Origin of the sequence: Pectobacterium atrosepticum (assembly GCF_000740965.1) — a bacterium.
Taxonomy (GTDB): Bacteria; Pseudomonadota; Gammaproteobacteria; order Enterobacterales; family Enterobacteriaceae; genus Pectobacterium; species Pectobacterium atrosepticum.
This window is the reverse complement of record NZ_CP009125.1, coordinates 3,548,460-3,564,310: the sequence shown is the minus strand read 5'-3', so window position 1 is coordinate 3,564,310 and position 15,851 is coordinate 3,548,460. Positions and strand designations below refer to the sequence as shown.

Sequence of the window (15,851 nt, the reverse complement as noted above, 5' to 3'; positions counted from 1 at the left end):
GCCGCAACATAGATAACACAAAGGTTCCTCCATGAAGAAAATTGATGCGATTATTAAGCCGTTCAAACTGGACGATGTGCGTGAAGCGTTAGCTGAAGTGGGCATCACAGGGATGACGGTAACGGAAGTGAAAGGCTTTGGTCGTCAGAAAGGCCACACAGAGCTGTATCGTGGCGCAGAATACATGGTCGATTTTCTGCCGAAAGTAAAAATCGAAATTGTTGTATCAGATGATATCGTCGATACCTGTGTTGAAACCATCACGCAGACCGCGCAGACGGGTAAAATCGGCGACGGCAAAATCTTTGTCTTTGATGTGGCACGCGTTGTCCGTATTCGTACCGGTGAAGAGGACGAGGAAGCGATTTAATCGTTTCGCCCACTCTGTCAATACCGCTGCATACTCTAAATAATTCGAGTTTCAGGAAGCCAGCCCTCATCAGGCTGGCTTCTATACATTTACTTCCCTTTAGGCGCTGTCGGAACCCAACCCGCCAATACCTTATCTGCGGTATATTCAGCCGCTTCCGCCTCGCTCAACTGACGGCGCTGATCGTTTTTCTCTGTGCCTGTGCCACTGGATTTATACTCGAAAAAGCGCGAGTCCTGCGGATGGAACCAGATTTTCTCACCTTGTTTATCTTTGCCTGACATTTTGTCCCAGCCATAGATGTGGTCATCCATGCTGGTGTTCAGGAAGACAGTCTGGCCGATAGCATTAGGATCGGCATAGCGACCATCTTCAAAGGTGGTCGTTGGGTGCCAAGGGCGGCCCAGGCCGTAGCTTTTCGCCGGAACGTCTTTCTCTTTAATCACCCTGCTATTGATAATGACCAAACCATATTTTTGTTTAATGTCGGTGCTGGGGGCGGTGAGATAGCCAAGCGGCTGATCTTTCACATCGGTACGGTTACGCGCGACGATATCGCAATCGTCAAACAGCGCAGTACCGTTGCCAAAGATGAAATCAACGGTGCCGCTGATACGGCATTTTGAGAAGAAGCTGCGTCCACCTTTCACATATAACGTATCCTGATAGCCTGTCAGGCTGACATCATGGAACCACGCACGATCGCTATTTTCGGCAACTAATAATGCAACGGCCTGCGAGTCTTTTAATTTGGTTGGATCCTCATCAGCTTTTGCCTGATTGGCCGGGTAATCGAAATCGTTGCTAATGGTCAGTGAACGGGCGCTGAAATCGGGGGCATCGACTTTCACCGTGTTGCTGCCATAGGTTCCCCATTTGCTGCCATCTGGTTTGAGCATCCCAGCGGCGGTGGTTGCGGTGATCACGGTGCCGTCACGGCTTTCGCCCTGGAGATGAATGTTGGGACGCGTAACGGTGAGACGTTCGTGGTATACGCCATTTTTCACATAGATAACAAACGGAGAACTGTCTGCCGGGGCACTGGCGATAGCTTCAGTAATGGTTTTGTAGGCTTTGGCGTCCGTTACATTAGCGGAAACCAGCGCATTGTAGTCGGCTGCCTGCGCTAACGCCCAGGGTGAGGAAATTAACATGGCTAAGGTCAGCGTCTTGCCGAGATGTGAAGCATTTATCATGTCCAGAGTCCTGTAATCGGTAAGGGAAAGAGGAAGGTCTATAACGCGCGGCTACGTTACGCCGCGCGTGGTTCTGTCTTATTGTTTTTGCCTGACAGATGACTACTTGTGCTTGCTGGCCGTTTTTTCCGCCAGCGACGCTAAAGCGGGTTCCTGCCGAATGGCGTCAGCGACAATTCCGGCCACGGCAATCGCGCCTTTTTTCTGAAAATGAGTGGTATCCGGCTTGCTCAGGCTACCTAGTTGATCGTGATAAAAAGGGTATTGTTTGGGATCGATCGCCAGCCAGTATTGTTTCCAATGATCGCTGTTGCCCTGATTCGCCAGCGCGATAGTGGCAGGCTCAACGTCCAGTAAAATCACCTTGTTATCCGTTGCTGTGTTTTTGATCGTCTGGCTGTAATCACCGATGAAGGCATAACCCTTTTCTGAATTTTGCTTGGTGAAGTGGCTATGTACGGCCGGTGTACCCTCTTTGCCTTCAGCCGTTTTGACTCGGGTGGTTGGGGTCAGCAGAACCGGCGTGAGTTTGTGCTGACGGGCAAAGGCGACATAGCGTTCCAGCGATGTCTGGAATGACATATCGGCTTTCCCCTGCGGTGCCTGTTTTTTCCCTGCGGCATCGTTTGGATAAGTGCAGAGGTTAGCGACATCAGCAGGGCCGCGTACCGCTTTCGCCCCGTTGCAGTTTTGATCGTTGTGTCCCATCTGAATAAACAGGAAGTCACCTTCTTTCATCAGGGGCTGCATCTGGCGGAACCAGCCTTCGTAAAAGTAGTCGCGTGAGCTACGGCCTGAACGTGCGCCATTGACGACTTTTACGCCGCTGTTTTTACTGAACTGTTGTTCAAAAACCTGTCCCCATCCCATGCGTGGGAAGCGCCCCTTTTCATAGGTGGCTGCGGTTGAGTCGCCGACGATGAAAATGCGGGTTTGCGCTTTCTGAATCGCATCCAGATTCTGGCGGGCAGACCGATAATCCAATGGTTCATAGTCGCCTTTATCGTTCAGGCCAACAATCGGGTGAAATGCGCTATCAGTCAGCACCGCGTGGCCGGAGTAGCCCGTATTGTTGTGATAATTGCGGTTATGGTTAATAACGCTGACGATTTTGGTGACAGCTTCCTGCTGAGTGGCGGGGTAGGTCAGAGGGTCGAAGCGCGTGGGGGCGTTGATGCCTACCTGCTTCAACGCGCCATTAAAGCCAGCATGAAAATCAGCGTAGGCTTTTTTCCATGCTGTGGTGTTCAGTTTTGGTGATGTTGTGTCGTCCGTTAACTGCTGTGGACCAATGTAGCCTGATGCCACCGCGATATCTGAAGTAATGCGGTCGGTCAGCGGATTGATATTAGCGATATTTTCTTTGCCGTCATGCAGTGAAGGAGCGACAGCGGACAGACAAATTGCCCGAGAAATATTATTCAGCAGGCAGTTATTACCACCGGATTCGATGGCTAAAAGACGTAACGGTGGCGTGAGGCCAGAGATATCAAGATGATACTTTCCTTGCTCATCGGTCTGTGTCTGCCGTTTCTGGCCCTGTTGATCTCTAATAATGATGGTGGCGGGCAGATGAATATCCCGTGCGGTGACACTACCGGATAACCCGGTTTTCTCACCTAGCGTTGTACCTGACAGTAATTTAACGCTCTCTGGCGCGGCGGTCTGGTGCGCAGCGGCGGGAGTTTTAGCGTGTACCAGTGTGAAAGGGGCGGAAAGTATCAGAGCTAAAGCTACACTTTCTGAAAAACGTTTTGCCATGGTTAGACATATCCCTTGTTGGTTAATCGAAAACGGTTAATGAACCCAAGCGTTATCAAAGGAAGATCGCTGTTTTTTATCGTTCTTGTCACGACCTTTAGAGAAAACGTCTGGGGCTTTCATTGTGCACCCAAGCCGATTCAAGGGCGATGCCTAAACGCAGGTTCTTGTGGTGAAATGACAATTCATTAAAAGTGAAATGTTATTTTAATAATGCGTGATTTTTTGTGACCCAGCTCTTTTTTAGCGGAGCACTGCCGTATTGGCATATAGATTTGTGATCAATAAGGTGTTTTATACCCGTCATATTTCAAGCTGCTTGTGCGTTGGCTGCCTTTACTCACCCCAGTCACTTACCTGAGTAAGCTCCTGGGGATTAATGAGCCTCATAAATGAGACTCACCCTTCGGGCCAGCGCAGTTGCCGCGTTACAAGGCCATAAATGGGCCTTGCCCTAAAGGGTCAACGCAGAGCGTTGTTCAAAACGCTAACGTTTTGTCACGCAACTTGAATTATTTAGGGTATATGTTGGTGGTTTTCTGAAAGATGAAAAAAGGCCGCATAAGCGACCTTTGGGTTTCATCCGTCACCAATGAGGGTTAGACGACTTTATGTGGACCAAAACATTCGTAATGTAGCTGCTCTGCGGGAATGCCCATTGCCAGCAGTTGCTGTGCGACAAACTGCATGAAAACCACGGGGCCACACAGGTAATAGTGCATATCGGGCGTGGTTAATTCGCCTTTTAGCGAGGCCAACTGCATCAGTCCGCTGTGATGATAATCTTCACCCAGACGGTCGGCTTGTTGCGGTTCCCGATACCAGATGTGGTGATCGAAATGCCGCAGCGCCTGCCCCGTTTGTTCAATTTCATCAGCAAACGCGTGTGCTGTGCCGTTTTCTGCCGCGTGCAGCCATAGCACCTTCGCCTGATGAGCCTGTTGTTTTAGCGTATGCAGCATGCCGAGCATGGGGGTCTGCCCCACGCCGCCTGAAATCAAGGCAACCGGTGTGTCGGTTGGAATATCAAGGAAGAAGTCGCCGTGCGGAGCCGCCAGATGAACAATATCGCCTTCGCGAGCGGTATCATGCAGATAGCCGGAAACGGTGCCTTGTGCTTCACGTTTAACCGCAATCCGGTAGGATTTCCCATTCGGCGCATGAGTCAGCGAGTATTGGCGAATTTCCTGATTGGCAAAACTGTCATGCTTGATATAAATCGCCAGATACTGGCCCGGCTGAAAATCTGCAATAGGTTGGCCATCGGTGGGTTCCAGAGTGAAGCTGGTAATCACGGAACTTTGTAGCTGCTTGTTCACAATACGGAAAGGCCGCACGCCACTCCAGCCGCCGTTTTTCGTTTCGGTGCTGCGATAGATATCGTCCTCGCGCTGGATGAAAACGTTCGCCAGCACGCCATAGGCTTTACCCCAGGCATCCAGCACTTCTTGCCCTGGGCTAAACATTTCGTCCAGCGTGGCCAATAAGTGATTACCCACGATCTGATACTGATCTGCCTGAATGTTAAAACTGGTATGTTTCTGGGCTATGCGCTCAACCGCAGGCAGCAGCGCAGCCAGGTTTTCAATATTCGTCGCATAAGCACAAATGGCATTGAACAGTGCTTCCCGCTGATCGCCATTGCGCTGGTTGCTCATGTTAAAGATATCTTTGAGCTCAGGGTTATGTGTAAACATGCGATCGTAAAAATGTGCGGTTAGTTTCGGGCCGGTTTCCGCCAGCAGAGGAATGGTCGATTTAACGATGGCGATAGTGTGGTTATCCAGCATGGTGACTCCTTATTTATTGGCATATTTTATAAGTTGTATTTTATATGCATCTTATTGGGTTTGTCCGTCGCTGTAAATTACCTTTTTGGTGGTGGGGGTTTGTAGAGTGAGCCTGAGGGAATAACATGAAGAAATAGCAGGTTGAGAATGAAGAAAAATCTGCTTGCCGCCACGCGGTTTATATTTGCTGAAGCCTTGCGCTGCCTATAGCTAATCGTTTGCGTAAAAACCTCTGTCAAGACCTATCTTCATTAGGGAGAAACGGTTTACACTATACGCTATTCCCCAAAAGGGTAGCCCAATTCCCAAATGGGCCATTAATTCCCAGTATATTTATGTTAGCTGAGTCAGGAGATCCGGATGTTAAAGCGTGAAATGAACATTGCCGATTATGATGCCGACCTGTGGCAAGCAATGGAGCAAGAAGTGGTGCGTCAGGAAGAGCATATTGAACTGATTGCGTCAGAAAACTATACCAGCCCACGCGTGATGCAGGCTCAAGGTTCTCAGCTGACGAACAAGTATGCTGAAGGCTATCCGGGCAAACGTTACTACGGCGGCTGTGAGTATGTTGACATCGTTGAGCAACTGGCGATCGATCGTGCGAAAGCGCTGTTCGGTGCAGATTACGCCAACGTGCAGCCGCACTCCGGCTCTCAGGCTAACTTCGCTGTTTACACCGCGCTGCTGCAGCCGGGCGACACCATTCTGGGTATGAACCTGGCACACGGTGGTCACCTGACGCATGGTTCTCCGGTTAACCTGTCCGGTAAACTGTATAAAGTCATCCCTTACGGCATCGACGAAAGCGGTAAAATCGACTACGACGAAATGGCTGAACTGGCGCGTACGCACCAGCCAAAAATGATTGTCGGCGGTTTCTCTGCCTACTCTGGCGTGGTTGACTGGGCGAAAATGCGTGAAATCGCTGACAGCATCGGTGCTTATCTGTTTGTCGATATGGCGCACGTTGCGGGTCTGATTGCCGCAGATGTTTACCCTAACCCGGTTCCTCATGCTCATATCGTGACCACGACTACGCACAAAACGCTTGCTGGCCCACGCGGTGGCCTGATTCTGGCGAAAGGCGGCGACGAAGATCTGTATAAAAAGCTGAACTCCGCTGTTTTCCCTGGCGGTCAGGGTGGCCCGTTGATGCACGTTATCGCGGGTAAAGCGGTTGCACTGAAAGAAGCGATGGAACCTGAGTTCAAAGTCTATCAGCAGCAGGTTGCGAAAAACGCCAAAGCAATGGTAGAAGTCTTCCTGTCACGTGGCTTCAACGTGGTTTCTGGTGCGACCAGCAACCATCTGTTCCTGCTGGATCTGGTCAGCAAAAACCTGACGGGTAAAGAAGCCGATGCAGCACTGGGTCGTGCGAACATTACCGTGAACAAAAACAGCGTGCCTAACGATCCGAAGAGCCCGTTCGTGACTTCCGGTATCCGTATCGGTACGCCAGCGGCAACGCGTCGTGGCTTTAAAGAAGCGGAAGTACGTGAACTGGCTGGCTGGATCTGTGATGTGTTAGATAACATCAGCGACGAAGCGACCATTGAACGCGTGAAGCAAAAAGTTCTGGATATCTGCGCCCGCTTCCCGGTTTACGCATAATTCGGCATTTTTCTCTGACATCACTGTCGGAACATGTCTCAAACGCCAGCCTGTGTGCTGGCGTTTTTTATGGCGCGCCATCCTTGGCCGCCACCCTGCGGGCCGTCGCAAGCGACGTTGAAAAACGTTCCCCACGTTTTTTTATGGCATGCCACCCCTAGCCGCCACCCTTACGGGCCGTTGCTGACGCAACGTTAAAAATTTCTCCCGGAAATTTTTTATGTCAGTTGATCAAGCTGATACCTTCGTTCGCGTTTAATGACGAATAACGCGTTGCGCCGCCGCATGCACTCTGACACAGTAACCAGCAAAAAAAAGTAACCAGCAAAAAAATCACTGGCAAAAAGAATCGCCAGTAAAAAGCGTTGGCGCATTTTCAGCGGAAAATTATAAACGTCGTGTTTGCGACGGTTCGTTGGGTGGTGAACGGGCGTGTTCGCCGTCGAAAGGGAGAAATCATGGTTTTGCAATCGACGCGCTGGCTGGCGCTGAGCTATTTCACATACTTTTTTTGTTATGGCGTTTTCCTGCCGTTTTGGGGCGGATGGCTGAAAGGAGAAGGGCTCTCGGCAGAGTCGATTGGTATGCTGCTGGGAGCGGGGCTGGTGGCGCGCTTCGTCGGCAGTCTGGTCATTACGCCCAGTGTGAAAGATCCATCCAAATTGATTGCGGTGTTACGTGGGCTGGCATTGTTGTCATTGGCGTTGGTCGTCGGTTTTTGGCTGGGTAATGCCTGGCTGTGGCTGATGATAGTGATGATCGGGTTTAACCTGTTTTTTGCGCCGCTGGTGCCGCTGACCGATGCGTTGGCCGCGACCTGGCAGCGGCAGGTGGTGATGGATTATGGCAAGGTGCGGGTTTGGGGATCGATAGCGTTTGTTATCGCCTCTGCGGCGACGGGCGAACTGGTTGCTATCTGGGGGCATCCCGCGATTCTGGCGATCTTCAACGTGGGACTGGCTGTCATGCTGTTAGGCATGTTGCTCCGACCTAGCGTGATGCCGCAGGCGGCAGCCTCGACAGCGCAGTCGGCCAGCGTCACGCCGTGGAAAAGATTGCTGAGTGAGCCGGCTGTATGGCGTTTCCTGCTTTGCGTATCTCTGTTGCAGGGCGCGCACGCGGCTTACTATGGTTTCAGCGTGATTTATTGGCAGGATTCAGGCTATTCCGCCTCGATTATCGGCTATCTCTGGTCGTTGGGCGTCGTTGCGGAGATCGTCATCTTTACCTTCAGCCAGCGTCTGTTCCGACGCTGGAGCGCCAGACAGCTTTTATTGCTCTCTGCCGTATGCGGCGTGGTGCGCTGGAGCTTAATGGGCGCGACGGTGGCTCTGCCGTGGCTGATTGTGATACAGATATTGCACTGCGGTACGTTCACCGTTTGCCATCTGGCTGCAATGCGCTTTATTGCGGCACGTAGCGGCGGTGACGTACTGCGGCTACAGGCGGTGTATTCCGCGTTAGCGATGGGCGGGAGTATTGCGGTGATGACAATGGTGTCCGGCTTCCTGTTTGAGCATTTGCAGGGCGGCACGTTTTGGGTGATGGCGCTGTTGGCGGTTCCGGCACTGTTTATCCGGCCCTCTGTCAGCCACCATACTGCTGTCGAAAAAGCGTAAGCAAATGGTATGTACTGTCAATATAACGTATCGTGGTAAAAATAATGTTACATTATAACGCTTTGAAGCGAGAGTACGGTCGGATAACGTTGCTGGTGTTAGGTCTGGCACTTTGTCAGCCCGTGTTCGCCCACCCACACAGTTTTATTGATATGCAGACCACAGTTGAGAGCCAGAACGACAATATCACCGGTTTACGTATGCAGTGGACGATGGATCCCATCACGTCTGCCGACCTGCTGTATGACGCTGGAAAGGCGAAAAAGGATTCTGAAGTCTGGAAAAAGCTGGCGGCAGAAGTCATGGCTAATGTGTTAGGACAGCACTATTTCACCGATATTTATCGTGATAGTCAGCCCGTGAAATATGCGCCGATGCCAACCGAATATCATCTTTCCCGCAAAGGCAATCAGGCGATACTGGAGTTTGTGCTGCCGCTGGCACATCCACAGCCGCTGGCCGGAAAGCCGTTGCTAATTTCTACTTACGATCCTACCTACTTTGTCGATATGTCCTATCAGAGCGACAAGGCTGTTAAGCTGGCACCCGCGCTAACGTCACGTTGTAAAACCACGCTCGTCACGCCGAAACCTAACACTGAATTGCAATCTTATGCGCTGTCGCTAGATAAGAATGATGCGCCGGATGAAGACATGGATCTGGGGAAACAGTTTGCACAGCGGGTGACGTTGCAATGTCAGTAAATCTTGGATCGTTGCCGCGTCAACGTTCGTTGTTGAGCCGACTGCGCGATCTATGGCCGCTGTGGATATTTTTGGCGCTGCTTGCCTCGGCGCTGCATTACATCGTGAGATACTGGCCGCAAATCGTGCTGCAAAGCGCGATCTGGCAGAAGTCACTACACCAGCAAATGTCGAATTTGTTGCAGATGGTAGAACAGCAGCCGCATCAGGCTGGGCTGAGTTTGATGATGTTCAGTCTGGTCTATGGTGTGCTCCATGCTGTCGGGCCGGGGCACGGCAAAGTCGTCATCATGACCTATTTGGCGACGCATCCGTCGAAGCTGAAAAGCAGCCTGAAGTTAACGCTTGCTGCCTCGTTAGTTCAGGGGCTGATGGCGATAGCGCTGGTGACAGTCGTTCTCGGGATCTTGCAACTGTCGAGTCGAACGCTGCATAACAGCAGTTTCTGGATGGAGAAAGGAAGCTTTGTGCTGGTGGCGGGGCTGGGGCTGCTGCTCTGTTTCCGTGCGCTAAAACAGCTGTATATCGTGCTAGTTCGACAACCCAAGCCCGCGACTATTTTGCGCGTTATTCCTTTGCCTGTAACCCCGCTTAACGTGGCAGCTCATGGACGTATGACGCTTAGCCCGATTTATGCGCCGTCTCACTCCCTTCATCAGCATGATGCCGACTGCGGTTGCGGGCACCGCCATCTCCCTAGCAATGAAGAACTTGAACGTGGTAGCAGTTGGCGCACACGCCTGATGATTGTCTTGGCGATGGGGATGCGCCCGTGCTCAGGTGCCATCATGGTGTTGCTTTTCTCTAAAGTGATCGGCGTCTATCTGTGGGGCGTAGCTTCTGCGCTGGTGATGGCTGCCGGAACCGCGATTACTATCTCGGCACTGGCCGTGCTGGTCTTTTACTGCCGTCGCGTCATTGAACGGTTAGGTGCAAATCGCGCATCACCCGTGTGGCAGCGTGCTACTTTTTCTCTTCTGTCTTTTGCTGGCGGGATGATTTTGGTTGGCTCCGGCATTCTGCTTTACCTCAGCGCACAGCCCGCAATGATGGGCGGTATTCGACCATTCTCTGGCTGATTTCACTTTTTATTAACCTCACGTTAAAAACCCGTTGCCTCCGATAATCACGGCGGGATATCATTTCAATAATGATAACTATTATCATCTATAACCATAATCGCAGAAGGGAATAATAATGAAAAAATGGCTGTTCTCAGTCGTTGTTCTGTTGGGGTTGAGTGCGAGCGTTGCTGTCAGCGCTAACCCGATTGTTATTGAAGACGTCAGTGGCAGGAAGGTAGAAATCAAATCCGAAGTGAAGCGGATTATTTTAGGGGAAGGTCGACAGATTTATCTGCTGGCTGCCTTTGATACCGAAGCACCGTTCCAGCGCGTGGTTGGCTGGCGTGACGATTTGCCAAAAGCCGATTACGACGGCTATATGGCCTATGAAAAGAAATACCCAGAAATCAAAAAACTGCCGACCTTTGGTGGTGCGAAAGACGGCACGTTTAACGTCGAGCAGGCGTTGACGCTGAAACCCGATTTAGTGTTGATGAATCTGGAGTCCAAGGCCGCGACGGACGAAGGAAAATTGATTGAAAAACTCAGTTCGCTGGGTATTCCTGTCGTGTTTATCGATTTCCGCGAGAAGCCGTTTGAGAATGCAGAGAAAAGTATTCACATCATGGGGCAACTGGTGGGCAAACCAGAGCGTGCAGAAGCGCTTATTAAATTCCGCCGTGAGCAGATTGAAATTGTCACCGATCGGTTGAAAAACTATCAAGGGCCGCGCCCGAAAGTGATGATCGATCGCGCGGGTGGCTATGATGAAGAGTGCTGCATGTCATTCGGTGATGAGAACTTTGGCCGCATGGTTGAGGCTGCTGGCGGTGACAACATTGCCAAGAACATCATCCCTGGTACGTTTGGTACGCTGAACCCTGAGCAGATTATCAGCTCTCGCCCAGATGTGGTGGTGGTGACTGGCGCTAACTGGAAAAACTACAACACGGCGAATGGCTGGGTTGGCGTTGGACCGGGAGCCGATCAGAAAGAAGCGCTGCAACGCCTGCAAAAACTGATGGAACGCTCAGCATTCAAAACGCTACCGGTAGCAACCGATGGCAATGCCCATGCTATTTGGCATCAGTTCTATGACAGCCCGTATCAGTTTGTGGCGATTCAGGTATTAGCGAAATGGATGCATCCTGAACTGTTTAAAGATCTCGATCCTGATGCCACATTCCGTACCTTCCATGAGAAGTTCCTGCCGTTGCCGTATCAGCCAGGTTATTGGGTTACGCTGCCTGCGAAGAAATAACGCCGCCAGACAGTCAATCAGATAATAAAAAAGCACTGAACCTCATTGGTCAGTGCTTTTTTTATGCATTTTATCGATCGTTCCGCTTCATGCTCGACGCAAAGAGATATCAGCCGCTCATCACAACATAACTGGTGTTCTGTGCCATCAGATCGTTCGCCCACCGAGGTAGCAACGCAAACGTTTTTCTTTCACTTTATTTCATTACCGATGAATGGATGTTTCTGACGATCGATTATCTTTATTTGATAGTTTTTGGCTATTTATTTGAGATTATTGAATGGTTTAAGCGATCATTACTATCAAGCTGTTCGCTTCTGTGTCGATAATTGAGCGTGGTAAAGGTATGTCTGATTTTTACTCAAAATGCCATGTCTGGAGGACGATGGTGTTTATTTTGACATACCGGAATCAGGAAGAAAGATGCGGTATAAAAACTCAAAAATGGAGCGGTTATGAATATCACGCAACGCCTGCTGTTGACGTTTTCGTTAATGTCGCTAGCACTTATCTCATTGGTTATTGTTACTTTATCATTATTATCAGGGTTCCAGTCTCGTTTTGAATATGTTCAGGATAATGCGATTCCAAGTATCAAAGATCTAAATAATTTGGTGGATAAAAGCAATTCACTGGTGCTTTTTTTGTATCGTCATCAGACCACGGATGACGACAGTAAGTTACCGGCAATTGAGCAAGACATTACTAAAAATATCGAAGAGATGAAGGTACTCAATGAGTATTACCTGAAAAATAATGCTTCCAGCGAGGGGGATCGCCAACTGACCAATACGGCGATTGAATTGACCAAGAAATTACAGGCGTCTTTGCCCGTTTTTCTGAATGCGTCAAGAGCGAACCAGAATGACATCGCTCTCGGCCTGCTTCAGGGAATGGAAGGTCCGGGAAAGGTCGTTCGTGATCTGATCGCCAATTATCGTAAGCAATTCGATCTTAATGTCAAAATGGGCGACGATCTGCGTCAGGTTAATAAACGAATCTATGATCAAACGTGGTTTGGTTTGTTGTCTGGTGCGTTACTGATCGTGTTGCTAATTGGCTTTTTTGCTGTGAGGACTATTCTGGGCATCAGGAAAAGTTTGAATAATATGAGTCAAACGATGGAAAACGTCAGCACGCATCTCAATTTGACGATTCAAGCTGACGATCGACGCAAGGATGAAGTTGGGAATACTGCCCGCGCCTTTAATAGCCTGATGCAACGGGTATCTTCAGCGCTGGCCTCGGTGAGTGCTTCATCGCAGTCGGTGAGCAGTGCGGCAACGCAGATTGCGGCAGGTAATGAGGATTTGTCATCCCGCACTGAGGAACAGGCGGCTTCGCTGGAACAAACTGCGGCCAGTATGACGGAAATTAGTGAAACGGTGCGCCAGAACGCAGAAAACACGCAACAGGCCAGCCTGCTGGCAGGGAATGCCAGCAAAATTTCCATCGATAGCGCCGATTCAGTCAGCACCATGCTGAATACGATGGAACATATTCGCAATAGCTCAGGCAAGATCACCGACATCATTGCGCTTATCGAAGGGATTGCGTTTCAAACCAATATCCTTGCTCTGAATGCGGCGGTGGAAGCTGCGCGTGCGGGTGAGCAGGGGCGCGGTTTTGCGGTGGTAGCGGGTGAAGTGCGCACGCTGGCGCAGCGTTCGTCTACAGCGGCGCGTGAAATCAAGGACTTGATTGATGCTTCAAATTCGCTGGTGTCTTCGGGGGTTGAACAAGCCAGCGATGTAGGGAAAAACATGTCGGCGATGAAAGATGCGATCCAGCAGGTGACGGATTTAGTTAATGAAATCGCTGCGGCGACGGAAGAACAAAGTCAGGGTATCAGCCAGGTACATCAGGCCGTTAACCAGATGGATGATGTGACTCAGCAAAACGCCTCATTGGTCGAAGAGGCCTCTGCGGCCTCGCAGTCGTTACAGGAACAGGCGAGCACATTGAGCCAACTGGTGGGGCAATTTATTGTGGGACAAATCGCTTCATCGTCGCTGATCCCCGCTCTTGCTTCTGTACCGTCCGGCCTATCTGCACCTCGTCTTGCCTCCGCGAAGAACAAAAATGCGCTTGCTCAGGATGAAGCGGGCTGGCAGCGTTTTTAATCTATAGAGCCACGTGCCAAACGGCGCGTGGCCAAAGGAGTCGATGACGGATGGAGAAAAGAGAAGACCAAGGGAGATGACGGTATGGAATTGACCGAACATAGTGCGGAAAATCTGGGGAATTATGCGTCGTTACTGACGGAGTTCGAGCATATGACTACGCTACTGACTCAATTAATGAACAGCGATTACCGCACGCTTGATCTGTATCTCAATAATTGCAGCCATCTGATTTTGCGATTTACAGCTATTTATAAATTGATCGGTAAACCAGAGTTTGAGGATTATTTAAAGCATCATGACGCGGCGCTGTACTACAACGTAAACAGTGTAGGGTTGGCATTACGCTTGTTTGAGAACATGCTGACGAACATGCGCGATATGTTGGGAACTGAGCGTTTACACTAGCAGTATTATGCCTCCGGGGCACTTGCTTACCGGAGGCTATTTGAGCGGCCAATTGCCTAGATGGTAGGTTCGCTGACTAATCCGTCAATAATCACCTGCGGTACGCCCTGTGAACAGCGTTCGATGCGTCCACGTACGCCATAGACCGCTGACAGGCTTTCTGGGCTAATGACTTCGGCCGGCGCGCCATCTGCAATCAGATTACCGTTTTGTAGCATCAGTACGTGGTCGCCATGACGCAAGGCAATATTGATGTCATGCACCACCACAACGGTGATGATGTTGCGCTTACGCGTTTCCTTTCGTACCAAATCCATCACGTGGAATTGATAATTCAGATCCAACGCACTGAGCGGTTCGTCCAGCAAAAGCAACGAGGGTTGACGGATCAGCGACTGCGCCAGCCCAACCAGCTGTTTCTGTCCGCCTGAGAGCTGATCAAGATAGCTCAACGCCAGATGCTCGATGCCTAACTGACGCAGCAGGGTCATGACTTCATCCTGCTTTTCGGCGTTGTGCATGCCGCCGGACGCGCGCTGTGCGACGATAATGGATTCCAGTACGTGCAAGTGCACGCCGGCGGGCAACGACTGCGGCAGATAAACGACTTTTTCCGCTCGCTGAGCGAACGGGAGTGTCATCAGGTTAGTGTCATCCAACCACAGTTCACCTTCGGAAGCGTTCAGACCCGCCATCGCGCGCAATAGGGTTGATTTTCCACTGCCGTTGGGGCCGAGCAGCACCGTGATCTTTCCACGCGGCAACTGCGGCACGGACAGATCGCGGATCACCTGACGCTTAGGGTAGCCTGCGCGAAAGTGGGAAAGTCGTAATCCAGAAGCGGTTTGCTGGCTCATACGTTCCCTCTGTGGCGCAGGATGATACTCAGGAAGAATGGCACACCAACCAGTGAGGTGACGATACCCACCGGGATAATGACGCCGGGAATGAGATTTTTCGAGGCAACAGACGCCATCGATAGCACCAGCGCACCCGTTAGTGCACTGGCAGGCAGATAGAAACGGTGATCTTCACCGAAAATCATACGTGCGATATGCGGAGCAACCAGACCGATAAAGCCGATTGGGCCGACAAACGCGACCGAAATGGCAGACAAGATACTGATGCGCAGCAGCGTCGCCAGACGCAGACGGCGAACGTTAATGCCAAAACTAACGGCGCGATCTTCACCCAACCGCAGTGCGGTCAGTTTCCATGAGCTCATCAGTGAAATAGGCATAACGATGACCAGCACCAGCAGCAGGACGCCCAGTTTTTCCCACGAGGCACGGGCCAGACTGCCCATCGTCCAGAACACCAGACCTTGCAGCGTGTCTTCGTTGGCGATGAACTGGAGCATAGAAACCAGCGCATTGAAGGTGAACACCAGCGCGATACCGAACAGCACGACGCCGGAGGTGGCGACCTGCGTCCAGCGCGTAATGCCATCAAGCAGCAATGCTGCCAGCAGAGCAAAGATAAAGGCGTTTGCAGAAATAAACCACTGAGCCGGAATGCCGGGGATGCCGATTCCAAGGACGATCGCCAGTGCAGCGCCGAATGCAGCGGCGGAGGAAACGCCAAGCGTAAACGGGCTGGCCAGCGGGTTGTTCAGGATAGTTTGCATCTCTGCGCCAGCCAGGCCGAGCGCTAGCCCGACGATAATGGCCATCAACGCATAAGGCAGACGAATATCCCAGACGATCACGCGAGTGCCTGCATCGGCGCTGGCCGGGTCGGTCAGCGTGTTCCAGAGCACATCAAGCGTGAGTCCCGAAGGTCCCATCGTGAAATCCAGCAACAACGAGCCGATGATGATCAACAGCAGTATCGCCATAACACTCACACGGCGTCGAATGATGGCGCGATAGTTGTCCATAATGGTGTTGGCATCCACGGCAGTATTGTGGATACCCGGTTCAGTGGTTGTACTCATGAAAA

Annotated in this window: 13 protein-coding genes; 8 read left to right on the top strand and 5 right to left on the bottom strand. The window is 51.1% G+C overall.

What is annotated here, in order from left to right; all coding sequences use genetic code 11:
* The first annotated feature begins 31 nt into the window (after window positions 1-31).
* Window positions 32-370, top strand: a complete 339-nt coding sequence (glnB, locus tag GZ59_RS15750) for a nitrogen regulatory protein P-II (protein ID WP_005970202.1) — start codon at window positions 32-34, stop codon at window positions 368-370.
* A gap of 89 nt (window positions 371-459) precedes the next feature.
* Here glnB and pemA read toward each other — a convergent pair whose 3' ends face one another.
* From pemA to hmpA, 3 genes are all read right to left on the bottom strand, one after another.
* Entirely contained in the window at window positions 460-1,566 is a 1,107-nt protein-coding gene (gene pemA, locus GZ59_RS15745; RefSeq protein WP_011094772.1) for a pectinesterase PemA, read from the bottom strand.
* Window positions 1,567-1,668: 102 nt separating this feature from the next.
* Window positions 1,669-3,327, bottom strand: a complete 1,659-nt coding sequence (paeY, locus tag GZ59_RS15740) for a pectin acetylesterase PaeY (RefSeq protein ID WP_011094771.1) — start codon at window positions 3,325-3,327, stop codon at window positions 1,669-1,671.
* Between the two features lie 599 nt (window positions 3,328-3,926).
* The gene (hmpA, locus tag GZ59_RS15735; protein ID WP_039293075.1) at window positions 3,927-5,117 is read right to left on the bottom strand and encodes an NO-inducible flavohemoprotein; all 1,191 of its coding nucleotides are present in this window, start codon (window positions 5,115-5,117) and stop codon (window positions 3,927-3,929) included.
* Window positions 5,118-5,477: 360 nt separating this feature from the next.
* On the opposite strand from hmpA, the gene glyA reads away from it, so the two are divergent.
* The 7 genes from glyA to GZ59_RS15700 all read left to right on the top strand — a co-directional run bounded on the left by glyA (window position 5,478) and on the right by GZ59_RS15700 (window position 13,910).
* The gene (glyA, locus tag GZ59_RS15730; RefSeq protein WP_039293073.1) at window positions 5,478-6,731 is read left to right on the top strand and encodes a serine hydroxymethyltransferase; all 1,254 of its coding nucleotides are present in this window, start codon (window positions 5,478-5,480) and stop codon (window positions 6,729-6,731) included.
* Between the two features lie 458 nt (window positions 6,732-7,189).
* Window positions 7,190-8,350, top strand: a complete 1,161-nt coding sequence (locus tag GZ59_RS15725) for a 3-phenylpropionate MFS transporter (protein ID WP_039293069.1) — start codon at window positions 7,190-7,192, stop codon at window positions 8,348-8,350.
* Window positions 8,351-8,394: 44 nt separating this feature from the next.
* Window positions 8,395-9,054, top strand: a complete 660-nt coding sequence (locus GZ59_RS15720; protein WP_039293067.1) for a DUF1007 family protein — start codon at window positions 8,395-8,397, stop codon at window positions 9,052-9,054.
* A complete protein-coding gene (locus GZ59_RS15715) occupies window positions 9,045-10,133 on the top strand; it encodes a nickel/cobalt transporter (protein ID WP_039293063.1) in 1,089 nt (362 codons plus the stop codon). The genes GZ59_RS15720 and GZ59_RS15715 overlap by 10 nt, the downstream gene beginning before the upstream one ends.
* A 118-nt stretch (window positions 10,134-10,251) precedes the next feature.
* The gene (locus tag GZ59_RS15710) at window positions 10,252-11,379 is read left to right on the top strand and encodes an ABC transporter substrate-binding protein (protein ID WP_011094765.1); all 1,128 of its coding nucleotides are present in this window, start codon (window positions 10,252-10,254) and stop codon (window positions 11,377-11,379) included.
* Window positions 11,380-11,834: 455 nt separating this feature from the next.
* The gene (locus GZ59_RS15705; protein WP_039293059.1) at window positions 11,835-13,502 is read left to right on the top strand and encodes a methyl-accepting chemotaxis protein; all 1,668 of its coding nucleotides are present in this window, start codon (window positions 11,835-11,837) and stop codon (window positions 13,500-13,502) included.
* An 84-nt stretch (window positions 13,503-13,586) separates the two neighbouring features.
* Complete coding sequence (locus tag GZ59_RS15700) at window positions 13,587-13,910, top strand: hypothetical protein (protein WP_011094763.1); 324 nt, start codon at window positions 13,587-13,589, stop codon at window positions 13,908-13,910.
* 56 nt (window positions 13,911-13,966) lie between these two features.
* Here the strand turns inward: GZ59_RS15700 and GZ59_RS15695 are convergent, their stop codons facing one another.
* Both GZ59_RS15695 and GZ59_RS15690 read right to left on the bottom strand, forming a co-directional pair.
* Complete coding sequence (locus tag GZ59_RS15695) at window positions 13,967-14,767, bottom strand: ABC transporter ATP-binding protein (RefSeq protein ID WP_011094762.1); 801 nt, start codon at window positions 14,765-14,767, stop codon at window positions 13,967-13,969.
* Window positions 14,764-15,846, bottom strand: a complete 1,083-nt coding sequence (locus GZ59_RS15690; RefSeq protein WP_011094761.1) for a FecCD family ABC transporter permease — start codon at window positions 15,844-15,846, stop codon at window positions 14,764-14,766. Before GZ59_RS15690 ends, GZ59_RS15695 begins: the two co-directional genes overlap by 4 nt.
* Window positions 15,847-15,851: the final 5 nt, after the last annotated feature.

What these genes read in the sequence shown, in the direction of transcription:
- GZ59_RS15715 (WP_039293063.1), top strand. Translation starts at nt 9,045, where the DNA reads ATGTCAGTAAATCTTGGATCGTTGCCGCGTCAACGTTCGTTGTTGAGC.
- pemA (WP_011094772.1), bottom strand. Translation starts at nt 1,566, where the DNA reads ATGATAAATGCTTCACATCTCGGCAAGACGCTGACCTTAGCCATGTTA.
- GZ59_RS15710 (WP_011094765.1), top strand. Translation starts at nt 10,252, where the DNA reads ATGAAAAAATGGCTGTTCTCAGTCGTTGTTCTGTTGGGGTTGAGTGCG.
- GZ59_RS15720 (WP_039293067.1), top strand. Translation starts at nt 8,395, where the DNA reads ATGTTACATTATAACGCTTTGAAGCGAGAGTACGGTCGGATAACGTTG.
- glnB (WP_005970202.1), top strand. Translation starts at nt 32, where the DNA reads ATGAAGAAAATTGATGCGATTATTAAGCCGTTCAAACTGGACGATGTG.
- GZ59_RS15705 (WP_039293059.1), top strand. Translation starts at nt 11,835, where the DNA reads ATGAATATCACGCAACGCCTGCTGTTGACGTTTTCGTTAATGTCGCTA.
- hmpA (WP_039293075.1), bottom strand. Translation starts at nt 5,117, where the DNA reads ATGCTGGATAACCACACTATCGCCATCGTTAAATCGACCATTCCTCTG.
- GZ59_RS15690 (WP_011094761.1), bottom strand. Translation starts at nt 15,846, where the DNA reads ATGAGTACAACCACTGAACCGGGTATCCACAATACTGCCGTGGATGCC.
- paeY (WP_011094771.1), bottom strand. Translation starts at nt 3,327, where the DNA reads ATGGCAAAACGTTTTTCAGAAAGTGTAGCTTTAGCTCTGATACTTTCC.
- glyA (WP_039293073.1), top strand. Translation starts at nt 5,478, where the DNA reads ATGTTAAAGCGTGAAATGAACATTGCCGATTATGATGCCGACCTGTGG.
- GZ59_RS15695 (WP_011094762.1), bottom strand. Translation starts at nt 14,767, where the DNA reads ATGAGCCAGCAAACCGCTTCTGGATTACGACTTTCCCACTTTCGCGCA.
- GZ59_RS15700 (WP_011094763.1), top strand. Translation starts at nt 13,587, where the DNA reads ATGGAATTGACCGAACATAGTGCGGAAAATCTGGGGAATTATGCGTCG.
- GZ59_RS15725 (WP_039293069.1), top strand. Translation starts at nt 7,190, where the DNA reads ATGGTTTTGCAATCGACGCGCTGGCTGGCGCTGAGCTATTTCACATAC.